The organism is Rhizobacter sp. Root1238 (assembly GCF_001425825.1).
In the GTDB taxonomy this organism is placed as follows: domain Bacteria; phylum Pseudomonadota; class Gammaproteobacteria; order Burkholderiales; family Burkholderiaceae_C; genus Rhizobacter.
Genome location: NZ_LMDM01000028.1, coordinates 12,782 through 28,629, shown reverse-complemented (window position 1 = coordinate 28,629; position 15,848 = coordinate 12,782). Strand labels below are relative to the sequence as shown.

Sequence of the window (15,848 nt, the reverse complement as noted above, 5' to 3'; positions counted from 1 at the left end):
ATCAGGCCTTCATCCACGGCAGGTCCTGCCCGGCCACCGACCAGATCGCGTCGGTGTGGTCGCCGTTGGCGCCACGCACGTTCGGGTAGCCCCACGCGGTGGTGTTCACGTCGCTGGTGCTGACGCCCATCGCGCGCAGCACCATGCCCATCCACTGCGTGTACAGCAGGCCCGAATACCAGTGCGGGTCCGACGACCAGTTGAACGAATTCAGGTCGCGGTAGTCGAGCGACTGGCCGGTCTTGAAGTAGCCGCCGGCATCGCCCAGCGCAATGATCGGGATGCAGCGGTTGTGGTGGTGGCCCGGGTTGCCGCCCGAGCCGAGCTCGAAACCGCTCGCGATCAGCGCCTTGTCGAACAGCGTCTTGCCGTCGGCCGTCTTCACCTGGTCCATCTTGGCGGCCATGTCGAGCATGCAGGTCTCGAACTGCAGCTGCACCGCGGCGTTGAAGCCGGCGCGCTTGGCGGTGTCGTCCAGCGCGTGCGCGTAGTCGTTGTGCCAGGCGTGTTCCGGCTCCGGGCCGAAGGTGTACGACGTGGCGCCGTTCACGTAGACGCGGCTGATGCCGGCCGAGAACGCGGCGACGACGATGTCGTTCCACAGCGATTCGACCTGGGCCTGGCTGGCCGGCTGGCCGTAGAAGCCGGCCGCCGCCTCCAGCGACGAGGTGTCGCTGGTCGGGCGCTGGAAGGTGCTGGTGACCGGCGTCTGCGCCAGCTTGCCTTCCACTTCGTTCAGCAGGTCGAGGTAGTTGCCCAGCCGCGCCTTGCAGTCGGCCGAGCACGCGGCATCGGCCATCACCAGGTCGGCATGCTCCTTCACGCGGTCGACCAGCACCGTCTTGTCGGTCGGCGTCGGCGTGGTGCCGCCGCCGCCGCCGGCCGTGTTCTTGAAGAGGCGGTCGAACAGCTTGACGTTGCTTTCGGCGGTCGGCGTCGTCTGCACGGTGGCCGTGCCGGACTTCGACAGCGAGACCAGGTTGCGCACGATCGCCGGCTGCAGCACTGCCGTCGGGTAGAAGCTCTTTGCGGCGGCCAGCACCTGGTCGATGGTCGGGTTGGTGGCGTCGCCGCCCAGCGTGCCGCCGCGGTTGTGGCCGCTGCCGACCGCGAAGTCCAGCCCGTTGATCACGTTCATGCGCGACACCATGCGCGCGCTCAGCTTCGAGCTCTTGGCGCGCAGGATGTCGCTGATCACCGTCAGGTCGCCCGAGGCCTTCGCCGCTGCGGCGAGCTGCGCCTGGCGGATCGTGATGCCGCCATAGCTTTGCGAGGCCGCAGGCGCCTGGTCGAGCAGCGGCCCGAAGAACTGGCTCTGGAACACGCCGTGCCAGGTGGTGGTGTGCACGAAGAAGCGCTCGGCCGAGGCCGCCGCTTCGGTGGCGGCGCGCGCCTCGCGCGGCAGCAGCGAAGGCAGCAGCGGCAGGGCGAGCGCGGTGCCGCCGGCGCCGAGCAGGAACTGCCGGCGTGACAAGGGGTTGAATGCGGGTTTCATTTCGCCCTCTGGATCGTGGTGAACTCGGTGCGCAGCGCGATCGAAGCGAACAGGCTGCGCAGGTTGGCGCCGTTGGCGGCCTGCACGCGCAGTGCTTCCATCAGGGCGCCGTCGGCGGCGGTCTCGGAACGGCCGAAGCTGTAGCGGACGTAGTTGCGTGCGAAGCAGCGCTCGAACTGGCCGCTGTCGAGGATGTACTGCTGCGTGGCCGACGGCGAGCTGACGGCGCGCGACGAGCCATCGGCCAGCCGCACCAGCGCGGCGGTGTCGATCGGCTTCTCGCCGAGCACCCCGCCCTTGTCATCGAGCACGCGTTCGGTGCTGCGCGCGCGGCCCAGCGAGTCGAAGCCCTCGAAGGCGAAGCCCCACGGGTTCATCTGCGTCTTGTGGCAGCCGATGCACGAGGTGCCCTCCATTTCGGTGACACGCTCGACGCGCTGACGAGTGGTCAGCACGCCCGTGAGGTCCGCCTTCGAGTTCGATTGGTCCATCGCCGGGGTCGGCATCGCTTCGCAGGTCAGCCCGAACAGCACGCGGCTGCCGCGCGAGATCGGCAGCGTCGTGTCGGTCGAGCCCTGGGCGATGAAGCCGATGCGGGTGAGCAGGCCCACGCGCGAGGCTTCGGTGAACAGCGGCGGGGCGGACTTGCCGTCCCACACCGCGGTCTTGTAGAGCGAGGCGATGTCGGCCGTCTTCGCATACGAGTGGCGGTCGGTCAGCACCTGCTGCAGCGAGGCATTGCGCGCCGCCAGGTACGACACCATGTCCAGCACCTCGTTGACCGCCGCGTCGCGCGAGGTCGGCAGCGGCTTGAAGCTGCCGGCGAACGCGTCGAACTTCGGGTCGCCGACCTTGCCGTCGAGTGCCACCAGCTCCTGCAGCCGGAACCAGCCGCCGAAGAAGTCGCGCATCGCGCGGTCGGAGCGGCTGTCGGCCATCAGGCGCTGGATCTGCTGGGTGTAGACGGCGGGCTGCAGCAGCGAGCCGTCGTCGGCCAGCGTGTTCAGCGCCGCGTCGGGAATCGAATTCCAGAAGTGCAGCGCGAGCCGCGTGGCCTGTTCGTGCGCCGTCAGCGAGGTGCAGGTGGCGTTCGCATCGGTGGGCGCCTGGCCCTTCTCGACGACGAAGTAGAACTTCGGCGACGCGATCATCGTGCCCAGCACCTTGGCCACCGAGGCCTGACTCGCGGCATTGCCGGCGGCGGTGCGGTAGACGTTGACTTCGGCATCGGTCAGCGGCTGGCGAAAGAGCAGCCGGCCGGCCTTGCGGATGAAGCCGGTGACGCATGCATCCGCGGTGCCGGTGCAGCTGCCGAGCAGCGTGTTCAAGCGCGTCGCGTCGGCGGTCATCGACTTCGCGAGCGCCTCGGCGGTGTCGTGCAGCGCGGTCACCTGGCGCAGGTTCACGCCCGAATCCAAGCGTTCGTAACCTTTGTGCCGAGATGTATCGGGGTTGACTGCGACGTCCGGCGGGAACTGCGTGGTGTCGCGCACCAGCGGTCCGACGCTCGCGGCGAGCGTCGCGTCGGCGGTCAGCGCGGTGGTCACGTCGGTCAGCGCGTTGACGACCTGGTCGCGCGTCAGCCGGCGCGGCACGCCGGGTGCGCTGCAGCCGGGGCCGGCGACGTCGCCGGGCGTCGCCGCGGCGATCGTCACCGCGGCGATCTGCGCATGGGGGTCGGTGCCGGCAGGCACGACCACGGGGTTGCCGGTGCTGCCGTTCGGCGGCGCGCCGGCAGCGGGCGTCGATTCACTCGAGTCGCCATTGCAGGCCGCGGCCAGCGCGGCGACACAGAGGGCTAGGAGGTGCGATCGCATGGTGCTCTCGGTTGCGTGGCTAGGTTGCTTGGGCCATCAACTTCGATGGCGTCGGATCGTGCTTCGGGGCGCGATTCTGTTGAAAACGCTCTCAGGAGAATTGACGGAGACATGACTGAGGTGTGCCTGTACGAGGAGAACAACGGCACGAAACTGGTCGCAACAGGCGTAACGGTGACGAGTTGAAACAGCCGTTCGGTGGCTTGCCGGCAGAATGCGAAGGCATCAAGGCGGCGGCATGTACCGCGGCCCGCACCAGTCGCAGAGGGAGTTGATGGACAACGAGGTGTTCGTTTTCGGACGGTGCGAAGTTCGCGTCGCGACGCGCGAGGTGCTGCTTTCCGGCGCGCCGCGGGCGATGGAGCCGCGGCCGTTCGAGCTGCTGGTCTACCTGATCCGGCACCGCGGGCGCATCGTCAGCAAGGACGAGCTGCTCGACAAGCTGTGGTCCTTCGATTTCGTCACCGCCAGCGTGATCGCCCGCGCGATCATGAAGATCCGCAAGGTGCTGGACGACGACGGCGACACCGGCGAGTTGATCAAGACGGTGCACCGCACCGGCTACCGCTTCATGGGCGAGGTGCGCGAGAAAGCGGTGCCGGCGCCCGTCGCCACGCCGCCCGCGGCGCCGGCCTCGGCCTCTTTGCCGTCAGCGTCGACGGGGCCGTCTTCGGCGGCGTCGAGCGCATCGGTGCCGACCACGCTCGCGCTGCTGCCGTTCGAGAACCGCACCGGCAGCGGCGACCTCGACTGGCTGGAGCTCGGGCTGCTGTCGCTGGTGGTGCGCGACCTCGGCGCGCACCCGCGGCTGCAGGTGAGCTCGATCCCGTCGCTGCTGAACGCGCTGCAGGCGGTGCCGAAGGATGCGGCCTTCGCCGACCGCGCCGACGACCTGACGCGGCTGCTCGGCGTGCGCCATGTCGCGCGCGTCGAGGTGCATGGCGGACCGCTGCGCTTCGAGCTGCGCTGCACGCTGGTCGGCGAAGGCCGCACCGACAGCACGATGCTCGCCGCCACCGGGCTGCCCAACCTCGGCCGCAACCTGGTGCGCTGGCTGGAGGCGCGCTTCTTCCCCGGCGAGGCGGCCGCCGAGATCCAGGCCGATGCCGGCGACAGCGTGCTCGGCCGCGCGCTGCAGGCCATCGCCGAACAGAAATGGACGCTCGCGCTGGAGCTGCTGGCCGCGGTGCTGCGCCTGGAGCCGCAGCACCTCGGCGCGCAGGTGGAGCGGCTGCGCGCGCTGGTGGCGCTGGACGACAGCGCGGCCTTCGAGCTGGGCGATGCGCTGCTGGCGCGGCTGCGCGAAGAGCCGAACCAGGCGGCCGAGGCCGCGGTGCATTTCGAGCTGGCGCAGGCCCATGTGCGCCGGCGCGTCAACGACAAGGCCAAGCACCACCTTGAAGAAGCGCTGCACAGCGCGCCGGGCAAGGCGGCGCGCGAATCGGTGATCGCGACCACGCTGCTGCGCGCCAACATCGCGATCAACGAGTTCGACTTCACCGTGGCTTCGGCGCTGGCCGACCGGGCCGAGACGCTGTGCAACGGCAACGGCAGCGTGTTCGACCAGTTGCGCATCCTGTCGCTGCGCATGGTGATCGAGGGCGAGACCGGCAGCATGGTGCAGGCCTGGACCCACGCTCGGCGCGCGGCTGCGCTGTACCGCGACCACGGCGTGCTGGTGGGCCAGGCGCGTGCCGAATGCAACGTGGCCAACGCGAGCGCGAGCCTGGGGCATTTCCGCATGGCCGAGGAGCACGGCGAGGCCGGCCTCGCGATCTCGCGCAGCCTGCAGGTGCCGACCGATTCGGCGGTGTCGGCGATGCTGCTGTGCGGCGTGTACCGGCAACTGCGCAAGCCGGCGAGCCTGGCGCGCGTGCTGTCGATCCTGGAGTCGGTGGACACCGGCGACGGGCCGCGCAACGAGGGCTTCCGGCTGGTCGGCCGGGCGCATTACGCGCTGGCCATCGGGCAGATCGGCGACGCCGCGTGGAAGCTGTCGCAGGCGGCCGACGAGGCGGCTGCGAAGGGGCAGGAGATGCAGCTGCATTTCGTGCTGCCGCTGCTGGCCGGCGCGCTGATCCACGACGGCCAGCTCGACGCGGCCGACGACGCGTGCCGCCGCATTGCGTCATTGACCAAGCTGGCGCGCGACCGCAACCTGCAGGGCGCGCTGTGGCACAGCCAGGCGCAGCTGGCGCTGGCGCGCGGCGACCGCGAGCGCGCGATTGCGCTGCTGCGCAAGGGGAGCGACGTGGCGCCGCTCGGCTGGTGGAATGCGCATGCGCGGCTCGATGGCGCGTGGCTGTGCATCGAGCAGGGCCGCTCGGTCGAGGCGGTGGAGCTGCTGCGCGGGCTGGAGACCTGGCTCGACGAGCATCCGGCGGGGCTCGCGGTGGCGGCGCGGCTGGCGCATGCGCAGGGCCGCAGCGGCGAGGCGCGCGCGGCGCATGCGCGGCTGGCGGCCGGCATCGACGGTGCGCTGCCGACGTGGCTGGCCGAGCTGGGCGAGTGCTACGAGGCGCAGCAGATGACCGAACTGCCGTTCGCGCCGTGCGTGGTGACGTGGATGTGATGCAGGCGACCTGAGCGTGGGTCAGGCCGCACGCCAGGCCAGGTGCTTCGTGTCGAAGACGAAGTCGGTCGTGTTGGGAAATTTGGCCGTCTCGTCCCCGTGGCCGGTCAGAACGTTGCCGCCGGTGACCCGGATCTCGTGCGGCGACAACCGTGTCGCGCGATGGCGGTTGATCCAGCCGGGGCCGTTGTCGAGGCCGAGCAAGGTGACGGGCTCGATGCGCCAGTCGCGCAGGCGCAGCCGCCACACCGGCGTGTGCCCGGGTCGGCGCGCCGGCGGGTAGCCAATCGAGCCGATCAGCCAGATCGAATCGTCCATCAGCGTCGCGGTGTGGAAATCGGTCGGCGGGAAGGCCTCTTCCGGGTAGCCGAAGATCTCGATGCGGCCTCGCTGAGTGCGGTGCTGCCGTTGTGCACGTGGTCGATGGCCGCGCCGGCTTGCAGCAGCAGGTCGATCGCGCCGACATGATCGATCCGGGCGGCCTCGATCAACGCGGTGCCGCCGAACTCGTCGGGCTGGTCGATGCCGAAGCCGGTGCGTTCGTGATCGCGCTGGTCGATCAGCCAGCGCAGCATCGGCAGCTGGCGGCTGTTCACCGCGTAGCTCAACGGCGGGTGGCTGCAGCGGCCGACGGCGTCCACATCGGCACCGCGCTCGCGCAGCAGCGTGGCCTTGTCGATGTCGCCGGTGAGCAACGCGACCAGCAAGCGCACCGCATCGAAGCGGCCGAGCCGCGACAACACGCGCAACCCGGATTCGCCGTAGCTGCTGACGCCGCTCAACGCGACGCCGTGCGAGATCAGCAACTGCAGCAGCTCGATCAGCCGCGGGTCGGCAAACACGTCGCGGTTGTGCACCGCGTTGATCAATGCGTCGTAGCCGTTGGCGTGGCGGTAGTGCAGGTTGGCGCCGAGCGCGACCAGCGCCGCCACTTCATGGGGATCGCCGGCGGCGAGGGCGCGCCGCAGCGCGTCGGGGAGGTCGGGTCTCATCGCATGGATTGTCGAGGCCGCGCCGGGCATTGCTGCCGACGGCCGTTGCCTTCAGCAGTCCGCCAGTTCATAGGCCGTGCTGCGCCCGCCTGCGGACGACTTGCGCAGCACGCCGAGGGCGAGCAACTGCGCGATGTCGCGCAGTGCCGTGTCCGGCGAGCACTTGCCGATGGCCGCCCACTTGCTGCTGGTGAGCTTGCCGTCGAAGCCGTCGAGCAGGCGGTTGAGCAGCTTCACCTGGCGTTCGTTCATCGGCGTGCCGGCCCAGCGTTGCCAGAACCGCGCCTTGGCCAGCACGCCGTCGAGCGTGGTCTGTGCGCTGGTGACGGCCCGGCCCAGCGTGCCGAGGAACCAGGCCAGCCAGCCGGTGACGTCCAGCGCGCCCTTCTGCGTGCGTTCGAGGATGTCGTAGTAATCCTTGCGCTCGCGCTGGATCTGCGCCGACAGGCTGTAGAAGCGCTGCCCGGCGCCATCGGCACGCACCAGGAACAGGTCGCCCACGGCGCGCGCGATGCGGCCGTTGCCGTCGTCGAACGGATGCAGCGTCACGAACCACAGGTGGGCGAGACCCGCCCTGATCAGCGCGGGCTCGCCGGTGTCGCGGTTGGCCCAGGCGAGGAAGCTCGCCATCTCGGTGGGGAGCGCGCCGGCCGGGGGCGCCTGGAAATGCACCTTGCCGCGGTTCACCGGGCCGGAGACGACCTGCATCGGGCTGCTCGCGTCATCGCGCCACTGGCCGACTGCGATCTTGCTCATGCCGGAGTAGCCGGTCGGGAACAGCGCGGCATGCCAGCCGAACAGCCGCTCGGCGGTCAAAGGCTCGGCGCTGCGCGAGGTGGCATCGAGCACCATCTCGACGACGCCGTCCACGTGCCGGTCTGCCGGCGCGAGTGCGCCGATGTCCATGCCGAGCCGGCGCGCGATCGACGAGCGGACGGAGGCCACGTCCAGCACGTCGCCTTCGATCTCGCTGGTCTTGAGCACGTCGTCGGTCAGCGCCGCCAAGCTGGCCTGGTCCCGCAGCGCGAGCCCGACGTCGGTCAGGCGACCCAGCAGCAGGCCTTGGCCGCGGCTCACGTCGGCCAGGGCCTGCGCGAGCGCAGGCAGGTCATAGCGCCACTGGGGCCAGTCATCGACCTGCCAGATGTAGGTGTTTTCGCCGCTGAACATGCGGAGATTAGGCCGCGGATTTGCCGCATGCGCAAGTCATTCACCGCAAATACTGCGGTGAATAGGCGAGGAATCACCGCAAGAGGGCGGAGGGGCATGGGAGTCGAACCCACCCGGCGGCGCATGGCACCACCCACCGGGTTTGAAGCCCGGCCGTCCCACCAGGGACGTTCCCCCTCCTCGGGTCGCTCAGCGCATCGCAGGTGACCTGAACAGCTCAGTGTCGCTGCGCAAACGGTGCTCGTCGCCGACGCGGCGCAGCAGCCCGATGCGGTCGAAGTACTCGAGGATCTGGATCGCGCGCTTGCGGCCGAGGGCGGTCGCGTCACGGAAACGGGTGGCGGTCACGGCGCCGTCGGGAGCGTTGGCGGCGACGCTGCGTGCATGGGCTGCCAGCTGCGCCATCACGGCGGGCGCGTAGTACAGGTCCTTCGCGACCTGGTGCAGCTCGCCGCGTTGCGCCAACCGTGCGAGCGTCGTGCGCATCAGCACCTCGCCCTCACGCGTGTCTCGGGCCAGGTCGCGCACCCAGCTGCCGTCGAAGCTGGCCGCCGCGAGCAACGGGGCCACCTTCTGCGCGATGCGCTCGTCGGCGGCCGACAGGCGCAGCGCATGCTCGGGCAGGTGCACGAACGCGCCGCGCACCGTGACCGCGCCGTCGGCCTGCAGCTCGGCGAGCACGGCGCTCCACAGCGGCGGCGGCAGGCGCGGGGCCGCGAGGCGGCGCAGGCGGGCCGCGTCGGGGCCGGGCACCTCGGGGTCGCGGGCGTGGAAGCTGCGCAGCGTGTCGATCACCGCGGAATGCACCGCCGCGCGCTGCGCGCCGCCGAGCGCCCCGTCCGGCGCATCGGCCTCGGCCTGCGGCGCCAGGCCTTCGGCGCTGGCCCAGCGGCGGCGCGACAGGCCGTGCGGCGCGGCGTCGAGCAGCGCGTCGAAGCGTTGCGCCTCGGTCGGCAGCGACCATGCCGCCAGCTCGGCCAGGCGCTGCGGCGTGCGCCGGTACCGCACCGGCGCGAACGGGTCGAGCACGGTGCCGCCGGCGATCGTGCGGGTGGCCGAGTTGTCGCGCAGCACGATGCGGTCGCCCCGCCAGGCGCCGATGGGCGCGTGCAGCACGATCTGCACGAAGGCGCGGCCACCGGGGGCGAGGGTGTCGGCCGCGGCGTCGACACCGGCGAGCACGGCCACCGTGCCCATCGTGTCGCTCGCGCCGAGGTGCACATGCACCGGCGTGCCCGAGCGCAGCGGCCGCGGCTCGCCGTTCCACAGCGTCAGCAGCGCATCGAGCCGGTCGGTCGCGACGCCGGCCCCCGCCGACACCAGCCATTGCCCACGCGCCACCTCGTGCTTGTCGACACCGGCCAGCGCCACCGCGCAGCGCTGGCCGGCATGCGCCTGCGTGGCCGCCTGGTTCTGCGTGTGCAGGCTGCGCACGCGGGCGTGGCGACCGGTGGGCGAGGGGCACAGCGCCAGCTCGTCGCCGACCTGCACGCGCCCCGCGTGCACCGTGCCGGTCACCACGGTGCCGACGCCGTCGAGCGTGAAGGCCCGGTCGATCGCGAGGCGGAAGGCGTCGCTCGCGCCATCGCGCGGCGGCGTCTCGCGCGCCGCGGCGAACAGCAGCTCGCGCAAGGCCGGCAGGCCCTCGCCGGTGGGGGCCGCGACGGCGAGCACCGGCGCCTCGGCGAGCGGCGTGCCGGCCAGCAGCGCAGCCACTTCGTCACGCACCTGCGCGAGGCGCGTGGCATCGACGCGGTCGCATTTCGTGATGACGACGGCCGCGCGCGACAGCCCCAGCAGCGACAGCACGGCCAGGTGCTCGCGCGTCTGCGGCATCACGCCGTCGTCGGCGGCGACCAGCAGCAGCGCGAAGTCGATGCCGGTCGCGCCGGCGAGCATCGTGTGCACCAGGCGCTCGTGGCCGGGCACGTCGATGAAGCCGATGCGCGGCACGGCGTCGTCGCCCGGCACGTCGAGGAACGCGTAGCCGAGCTCGATCGAGATGCCGCGCGCCTTCTCCTGCGGCAGGCGGTCGGTGTCGACGCCGGTGAGCGCGCGCACCAGCGTGGTCTTGCCGTGGTCGATGTGGCCTGCGGTGCCGACGATCATTTCAGGCGTCCGGGGGCTACATGAAGTTGCGCGTGTGCAGGTCGGCCAGGCGCTCGGCCTCGGCGCGTTCGAAGCCCAGCCGGCTCAGCCGGGCACGCCGCCCGGCCGCCATCTCGCGCTTCAGCTGCTGCACGGCCGCATGCCCCCGCGCCACCGCGTCCGGCGTCAACGCGCCCGCGGCCAGCAGCACCAGCGCATCGAACACCTCCTCGTTCAGCCCCGCGGTGTTCGCCAGCGCATCGAAGCGCTGCTCGATCGCATTGCGCAGCCGCACCTGGTAGTCGGGCTCGACCGCGAGCCGGTACTCCAGGTGCGCCATCCCGAAGGCCACGTGCCGGCCCTCGTCGCGCGCCGCGAGCCGCGCAACCTGGCGCGTGACCGGATCGGGCCCGCGCTCGTGCAGGAAGTTCAGCAGGTTCACGAAGCTGCCCTCGCCGAGCACCGAGAGCAGGAAGGTCGCCGTCGAGAAATCCGGCGCGTCGAACAGCGTGCGCAGCGAGGCCTGCCCGCCGGCCGTCGACAGCGCCGGCGGCAGGCCACGCAGCGCGGCGCGGCGCGTGAACACCTCGACATGCCGCGCCTCGTCGGCGCACTGCAGCGCGAGCAGTTGCAGCACCTCGCGGTAGTGCGGGTGGATCTGCCCGAGGTGCCGCGCCGGCACCAGCAGCGCTGCGTTCTCGTTCTCGACCAGGTAGGTCATCACCTGCACGACGGCGGCCTCGATTTCCGGCGCGAGCTCGAACGGCGCGGTCCAGTCGATCGCGGTTGCCGGATCCCACTGCGCGGCTGCCGCCTGCGCGTAGAGCTCGCCGGCGGTGGCGGCCCACAGCTCGTGGCGCTGTCGCAGCCCGAACGCGAAGGCCGGGCTGCCGGCCTCCACCGTCGCGCCGCGCGCGGCCAGGCCCCAGTCGGCGCGCGCTTCGGTGGCGGTGGCTTCGCTTCCTGCCACGGGGCCGGCGCGCTGCGCGCCGCGCCAGCGACCCGCGGCCGACGGGCCGCGCGTCAGCACGCCTTGCAGGCATCCTTGTGCATCGGTCTCGAAGCGCAGTGCATGGCCCTGCTGCCGGCACCACGCGGCCAGGTGCAGGTCCCACGCGTCGGCACGGCCGCGCACGCGCAGCTCGTCGCCATCAGCGAGGGCGGCCAGCGCGCGGCGGACCAGCAGCAGCGCGCCCTGGTCCAGCGCCAGCGACTCAATATCGATAGTCGCTGGCAAGGATGCGCCCGTCATCGCTGTAGAACCCTTCGTCGTCGACCGCCCGCTCGAGCAGCGCGTAGCCGCTGGTGCGGCCGATTCGCCATTCGCGCAACCCCTCCAGCTCGAGCAGCGGGCGCACGTCCGGATCGTCCCAGCGCATCGCAAGCAGCAGCGACGTGAAGCGGTCGATCAACGCCGCCGGCGCGCCCGGGCTGGTCGTGAAATTGCAATGGTCGTAGGGATCGGTGCGCGCGATCACGCGCGTGCTGCCGGCCGGCAGCGTGCCGTCGAGCCCGAACGCGAGGTGGTTGCCGTCGATCAGGCAGCAGGCGTCGACCTCGCCGGCCAGCAGCGCGACGGCCGCATCGCGCTCGCCGCCGATGTGGTCGCCGTGCTTGCCGCCGAGCACGTCGAAACGGCGCAGCGTGAAGTCGCGGCCGGCCACCAGTCCGTGCGCGCGCAGCAGCCCGAGCGGGATCAGCGTGGCCTGCGGCGAATCGATCGCGCCGGTGCCCACGCGCGCACCGCGCAGGTCGGCGAGCGCCTGCAGCGGGCTGTCGGCACGCACGACGACCACCGAACGCAGGTCGCAGTCGGTGTCGCGCATCGCGACCGCCTGCACGGCCTGGCCGCGCGCGCGGGCGAGCCGGTCGGCGCGCACCCACGCGAGCGGCGAGTTCCAGGCCAGATGGATCGCGCCGTCGAACTGCGCCTCGACCTGGCGCTCGTAGTTGGAGTACAGCAGGTAGTCGAAGGCCAGGCCCTGCCGCGCGAAGAAGGCCTTGAAGCCCTCCCAGATCGTGACGACCTTGGGCGCGTAGGCGACGGCGCCCATGATCAGCGTGGAGTCGCTCATCGTCGCGTCCTTCAGAACAGCGGCAGGCCGGTGATGGCCTTGCCGATGAAGTCGTACAGCACGTCCGAGGTCGGCGCCATCACGCTCGATGCGCGCGCATCGCGGAACAGCCGCTCGATGCCGGCCTCCTTGCGGAAGGCCGCGCCGCCGCACACGCGCATCGCGGTATCGGTCACCTCCAGCGCGGCTTCGGCCGCGGCGGCCTTCACCTCCAGCACGCGCAGCATCGTGTCGGCGCGGCCACCGCCGATCGCCGCCAGCGTGTCGTCGATCAGCGCCTGCACCATGTCGGCTTTGATGCGCGCGCGGGCCAGGTAGGCGCGGATCGTCGGCAGGTCGGCCAGCGAGCTGCCGAGGTGCAGGTGGCGCGTCTGGCCGACGTGGCCGATCGCGCGCGACAACGCGCCTTCCATCAGGCCGGCCGAGCACGACGCGCTCAGCACCGAAAACCACGGCAGTACCACGCCCATCATCGTGTCGAAGCCCTTGCCGTCCTCGCCCAGCCGGTCACCCAGGCCGATGCGCACGCCCTGCGCGGTGATCGGCGTCGATGCGTTGCCGCGCAGGCCCAGCCCGTCGAACGCGCCGGGCTGGCTCAGGCCGTCACTCTTGGCATCCACGAACCACAGCGTGCTGGCGCCCTCGGCCGTCAGCGGCTTGCTCGACCAGACGTAGCTGTCGGCCTCGAAGGCCGAGGTGACCCAGCTCTTGCGCGCGTCGAGCAGCACCGCGTTGCCGTCGGTGCGCGCGGTGCCGGTCGGCGCCCAGAAGTGGCTGCGCGAATCGGCCTCGGAGAACGCGAGCGTGCTCAGGTGCCGGCCACGCGCGATGGCCTCGCGGACGGCGGGCTTGTCGGTGGACTCGATCACCGCGACCGCGCAGTAGTGCATGCAGACGATCATCGCGGTCGACGGGCAGGCCTGCGCGAGGCGCGAGACGACCTGGCTGGCCTCCTTCAGCCCCAGCCCGAGCCCGCCGACCGACGGGGCCGACACCAGGCCGAGCAGCCCGGCCTCGCCCAGCGCGGTGATCGTCTCTCGCGGGAAGCGTCCCTCTCGGTCCGTACGCAGCGCGAGCGGCTCCACGGTGTCGGTGACGATGCGGGCGAGCGTGTCGATCGGGTCCATCGGGTCTCCTTGGCTATGTCAGAAACTCATGCAATGTCGGCAGTTGGCGGGTGAACGAGGAAGCGTCTTCCAGGCAGCGCAGGTCCAGCAGCAGCCGGTCCTGCGCGATGCGGCCGATCACCGGTTGCGGCAGCGCGCGCAACGCCGCGGCCAGCGCATCGAGCGCCGAGCCGAGGCCCTTCTTCGAGCTGCCGGCCGGCGCGAACGCCAGCCCGGCCGACGGCAAGCGCTCGACCGGCAGCGAGCCCGAGCCGATCTGCCCCATCAGCTCGACCACCTGCACCTCGAAACGCGGCGCCACCGCGGCCGCGACCGCCGGCAACAGCCCCACGGCCATCGCACGGATCGCCTCCGCCGGGCGCGTCAGCAGCCGCAGCGTCGGCAGGTCGTGCACCAGCCTCTCGGGCCGCAGGTACAGCATCAGCGTCGCCTCCAGCGCCGCCAGCGGCAGCTTGCTCATGCGCAGCGCGCGCTTCATCGGGAACTTGCGGATGCGCGCGATCGCGCCCTGGCTACCGACGATCAGGCCCGCTTGCGGCCCACCCAGCAGCTTGTCGCCCGAGAACGTGACGACATCGCAGCCCGCCGCCAGCATCTCCTGCGGCAAGGGCTCGCGCGGCAACCCGTACTGCGCCAGGTCGACCAGGGAGCCGCTGCCGAGATCGGTGGCCAGCGGCAGTCCGTGCGCATGCGCGATGCCGGCGAGCGTCGCCTCGTCGACCGCGTGCGTGAAGCCCTGCACCGCGTAGTTGCTGGTGTGCACCTTCATCACCAGGCCGGTGCGCAGCGTGATTGCGCGCTCGTAGTCCTGCGCGTGCGTGCGGTTGGTGGTGCCCACCTCGACCATCTCGGCGCCGGCGCTGGCCATCACGTCGGGCATGCGGAACGCGCCGCCGATCTCGACCAGCTCGCCGCGCGAGACGATCACCTCGCGCTCGCGCGCCAGCGCCGCGATCGTCAGCAGCACCGCGGCCGCGTTGTTGTTGACCACCGTCGCTGCCGCCGCGCCGGTGATCGTGCACAGCAGGTCCTCGACGATCGAGTCGCGGTCGCCGCGGCCACCGGACGCGAGGTCGAATTCGAGGTTGTTCGGCGCCGTCATCAGCGCCAGCAGGTGCTGCAACGCGCTGTCGGCCAGCAGCGCGCGGCCGAGGTTGGTGTGGATCACGGTGCCGGTGAGGTTGATCACCGTGCGCAGCCGCGGCGCGAGCTTCGCCTGCACGCGCGCGGCGAGCGCCGCTGCCAGCGCTGCAGGCTGCAGCTCGCGCGAGGCGAGCTCGCCGGCCACCGCCTGCGTGCGCAGGCCGTCGAGCAACGCACGCGCCTCGCCGGCCACCAGCGTGTGGCCGTGCGCGTCGAGCAGCGCGCGCGTGGCATCGGTGCGCAGCAGCTTGTCGATCGACGGCAGGTCCTGCGGCCGGGCCCGCTCGCCGCGGTGCCCGTCTTCGCCCGACCCGCCGCCGTGAACCACGGACGTCTCGGGTCGGTTCATCAGCCGCCTCCGCCGTCGTCGCCGCTGGGGTCGTCAGGGTCGCCGAACAGCAGCATCAGGTTGACGCCGTGGCGCTGGAAGCCGGCCTCGCTGACCAGCAGGTCGAGCGTCACCGAGCCGAGGTCGTCGGCGACCGGTTCGACGAAGGCATCGCGTTCCATGTGGACGATCTTCAGGTAGTGCCCGCAGGCGTCGCAGGTTTCGGCCTCGATCGCCGGCTTGGCGTCGGTGCTGTCGGTGCCCACGCGCTGCGGCGATTGGTAGTGGATGCCCTGGGTGCCCAGGCAGTGCGTGCATTTGATCCGCACCATGTGCCACTGTCCAGCGCACAGCGCGCAGTGCAGGTAGCGGAAACCCGCATCGCCGCCGATGCGCGAGATGCTGGCGGTCGGCCGGCTGCCGCAGCAGGGGCACAGCGTCGCGTCGTCGGTGCGGCCGAAGGGCGGCAGGCGGTCGGCGCCGCGCGCCTGCTGCGTCGCGAGCACGAGGTGGGTCCAGTGCACCTGCAGCGCCGCGGCGATTAGCGGCGCGGCGGCCAGGTCCAGCCCGAGCATCACGCCGGTCAGCAGGCGGTCGGCCTGTTGATCGAGCCAGGCGTCGTCGCGGCCGCTGGAATCCTTCAGCGCGCGCACCGCCGCCAGCGCGGGGCTGCCGGCCAGCCGCGGCAGCAGCGCATCGAGCAGGCGGCGCAGGCCGTCGCGCCACGCCGGGTCGCGCGGCCAGTGCTCGGCCGGCAGCGGCGGCAGGCCGGCACGCGAGGCGGCGTCGAGCGCGGCCGCATCGGACAGCGCGACCGCGGGGTACGCCTGCAGCAACTCGTGCTGCACATGCGCCAGCTCGGCCATGAACACCAGGAAGTCGCGCATCGCATGCCCGCCGGCCGACAGCTGGCGCAGCCGCATCTCGCGCTCGGCGAACAGCGTGCCGCGCTCCGGCAGCCGCAGGTAGGGCACCTGCTGGCCCGCCTGGACCGCGATCTCTTCGGGCGACAGCAGCCGTGTCGTGGAGCTCAGTGCCATC

12 protein-coding genes and 1 tRNA gene are annotated in these 15,848 nt (G+C 71.6%); 1 reads left to right on the top strand and 12 read right to left on the bottom strand.

All coding sequences use genetic code 11. The annotated features are described in order from the left end of the window. Position 1 precedes the first annotated feature (1 nt). Entirely contained in the window at positions 2–1,495 is a 1,494-nt protein-coding gene (locus ASC98_RS20365) for a DUF1552 domain-containing protein (RefSeq protein ID WP_157598030.1), read from the bottom strand. Then, positions 1,492–3,312: a DUF1592 domain-containing protein gene (locus ASC98_RS20360; protein ID WP_056812242.1), complete on the bottom strand. Its 1,821-nt coding sequence runs from the start codon at positions 3,310–3,312 to the stop codon at positions 1,492–1,494. Before ASC98_RS20360 ends, ASC98_RS20365 begins: the two co-directional genes overlap by 4 nt. 238 nt (positions 3,313–3,550) lie before the next feature. Here ASC98_RS20360 and ASC98_RS20355 point away from each other — a divergent pair, with 238 nt between their 5' ends. Continuing rightward, the gene (locus ASC98_RS20355) at positions 3,551–5,884 is read left to right on the top strand and encodes a winged helix-turn-helix domain-containing protein (protein ID WP_056820405.1); all 2,334 of its coding nucleotides are present in this window, start codon (positions 3,551–3,553) and stop codon (positions 5,882–5,884) included. 21 nt (positions 5,885–5,905) lie between these two features. On the opposite strand, the gene ASC98_RS20350 is transcribed toward ASC98_RS20355, so the two are convergent. From ASC98_RS20350 to fdhE, 10 genes are all read right to left on the bottom strand, one after another. After that, positions 5,906–6,202 (bottom strand): hypothetical protein, encoded by a 297-nt coding sequence (locus tag ASC98_RS20350; RefSeq protein WP_056812235.1) that lies wholly within the window; start codon positions 6,200–6,202, stop codon positions 5,906–5,908. Next, a complete protein-coding gene (locus tag ASC98_RS20345; RefSeq protein WP_056812232.1) occupies positions 6,202–6,876 on the bottom strand; it encodes an ankyrin repeat domain-containing protein in 675 nt (224 codons plus the stop codon). Before ASC98_RS20345 ends, ASC98_RS20350 begins: the two co-directional genes overlap by 1 nt. Before the next feature lie 51 nt (positions 6,877–6,927). After that, positions 6,928–8,046: a Fic family protein gene (locus tag ASC98_RS20340; RefSeq protein ID WP_056812229.1), complete on the bottom strand. Its 1,119-nt coding sequence runs from the start codon at positions 8,044–8,046 to the stop codon at positions 6,928–6,930. A gap of 87 nt (positions 8,047–8,133) precedes the next feature. Continuing rightward, positions 8,134–8,226 (bottom strand) — tRNA-Sec (locus ASC98_RS20335). Positions 8,227–8,235: 9 nt separating this feature from the next. Next, positions 8,236–10,155 (bottom strand): selenocysteine-specific translation elongation factor, encoded by a 1,920-nt coding sequence (selB, locus tag ASC98_RS20330; protein WP_056812227.1) that lies wholly within the window; start codon positions 10,153–10,155, stop codon positions 8,236–8,238. A 16-nt stretch (positions 10,156–10,171) separates the two neighbouring features. Next, complete coding sequence (locus ASC98_RS20325; protein WP_235581337.1) at positions 10,172–11,371, bottom strand: ferritin-like domain-containing protein; 1,200 nt, start codon at positions 11,369–11,371, stop codon at positions 10,172–10,174. Next, positions 11,349–12,209 (bottom strand): phosphate/phosphite/phosphonate ABC transporter substrate-binding protein, encoded by an 861-nt coding sequence (locus ASC98_RS20320; protein WP_056812221.1) that lies wholly within the window; start codon positions 12,207–12,209, stop codon positions 11,349–11,351. Before ASC98_RS20320 ends, ASC98_RS20325 begins: the two co-directional genes overlap by 23 nt. Positions 12,210–12,220: 11 nt before the next feature. Next, the gene (locus ASC98_RS20315; protein ID WP_056812219.1) at positions 12,221–13,336 is read right to left on the bottom strand and encodes an acyl-CoA dehydrogenase family protein; all 1,116 of its coding nucleotides are present in this window, start codon (positions 13,334–13,336) and stop codon (positions 12,221–12,223) included. Between the two features lie 13 nt (positions 13,337–13,349). Further along, a complete protein-coding gene (gene selA, locus ASC98_RS20310) occupies positions 13,350–14,828 on the bottom strand; it encodes an L-seryl-tRNA(Sec) selenium transferase (protein ID WP_056812215.1) in 1,479 nt (492 codons plus the stop codon). After that, on the bottom strand, positions 14,828–15,847 hold the full coding sequence (gene fdhE / locus ASC98_RS20305) for a formate dehydrogenase accessory protein FdhE (RefSeq protein WP_056812212.1): 1,020 nt from the start codon (positions 15,845–15,847) through the stop codon (positions 14,828–14,830). The genes selA and fdhE overlap by 1 nt, the downstream gene beginning before the upstream one ends. Between the last annotated feature and the right edge of the window lies 1 nt (position 15,848).

Bases quoted from the DNA above. Each gene is read 5' to 3' on its own strand.
- ASC98_RS20340 (WP_056812229.1), bottom strand. From the start codon at position 8,046: ATGTTCAGCGGCGAAAACACCTACATCTGGCAGGTCGATGACTGGCCC.
- ASC98_RS20365 (WP_157598030.1), bottom strand. From the start codon at position 1,495: ATGAAACCCGCATTCAACCCCTTGTCACGCCGGCAGTTCCTGCTCGGC.
- ASC98_RS20315 (WP_056812219.1), bottom strand. From the start codon at position 13,336: ATGGACCCGATCGACACGCTCGCCCGCATCGTCACCGACACCGTGGAG.
- ASC98_RS20350 (WP_056812235.1), bottom strand. From the start codon at position 6,202: ATGGACGATTCGATCTGGCTGATCGGCTCGATTGGCTACCCGCCGGCG.
- ASC98_RS20345 (WP_056812232.1), bottom strand. From the start codon at position 6,876: ATGAGACCCGACCTCCCCGACGCGCTGCGGCGCGCCCTCGCCGCCGGC.
- ASC98_RS20355 (WP_056820405.1), top strand. From the start codon at position 3,551: ATGTACCGCGGCCCGCACCAGTCGCAGAGGGAGTTGATGGACAACGAG.
- selA (WP_056812215.1), bottom strand. From the start codon at position 14,828: ATGAACCGACCCGAGACGTCCGTGGTTCACGGCGGCGGGTCGGGCGAA.
- fdhE (WP_056812212.1), bottom strand. From the start codon at position 15,847: ATGGCACTGAGCTCCACGACACGGCTGCTGTCGCCCGAAGAGATCGCG.
- ASC98_RS20320 (WP_056812221.1), bottom strand. From the start codon at position 12,209: ATGAGCGACTCCACGCTGATCATGGGCGCCGTCGCCTACGCGCCCAAG.
- selB (WP_056812227.1), bottom strand. From the start codon at position 10,155: ATGATCGTCGGCACCGCAGGCCACATCGACCACGGCAAGACCACGCTG.
- ASC98_RS20360 (WP_056812242.1), bottom strand. From the start codon at position 3,312: ATGCGATCGCACCTCCTAGCCCTCTGTGTCGCCGCGCTGGCCGCGGCC.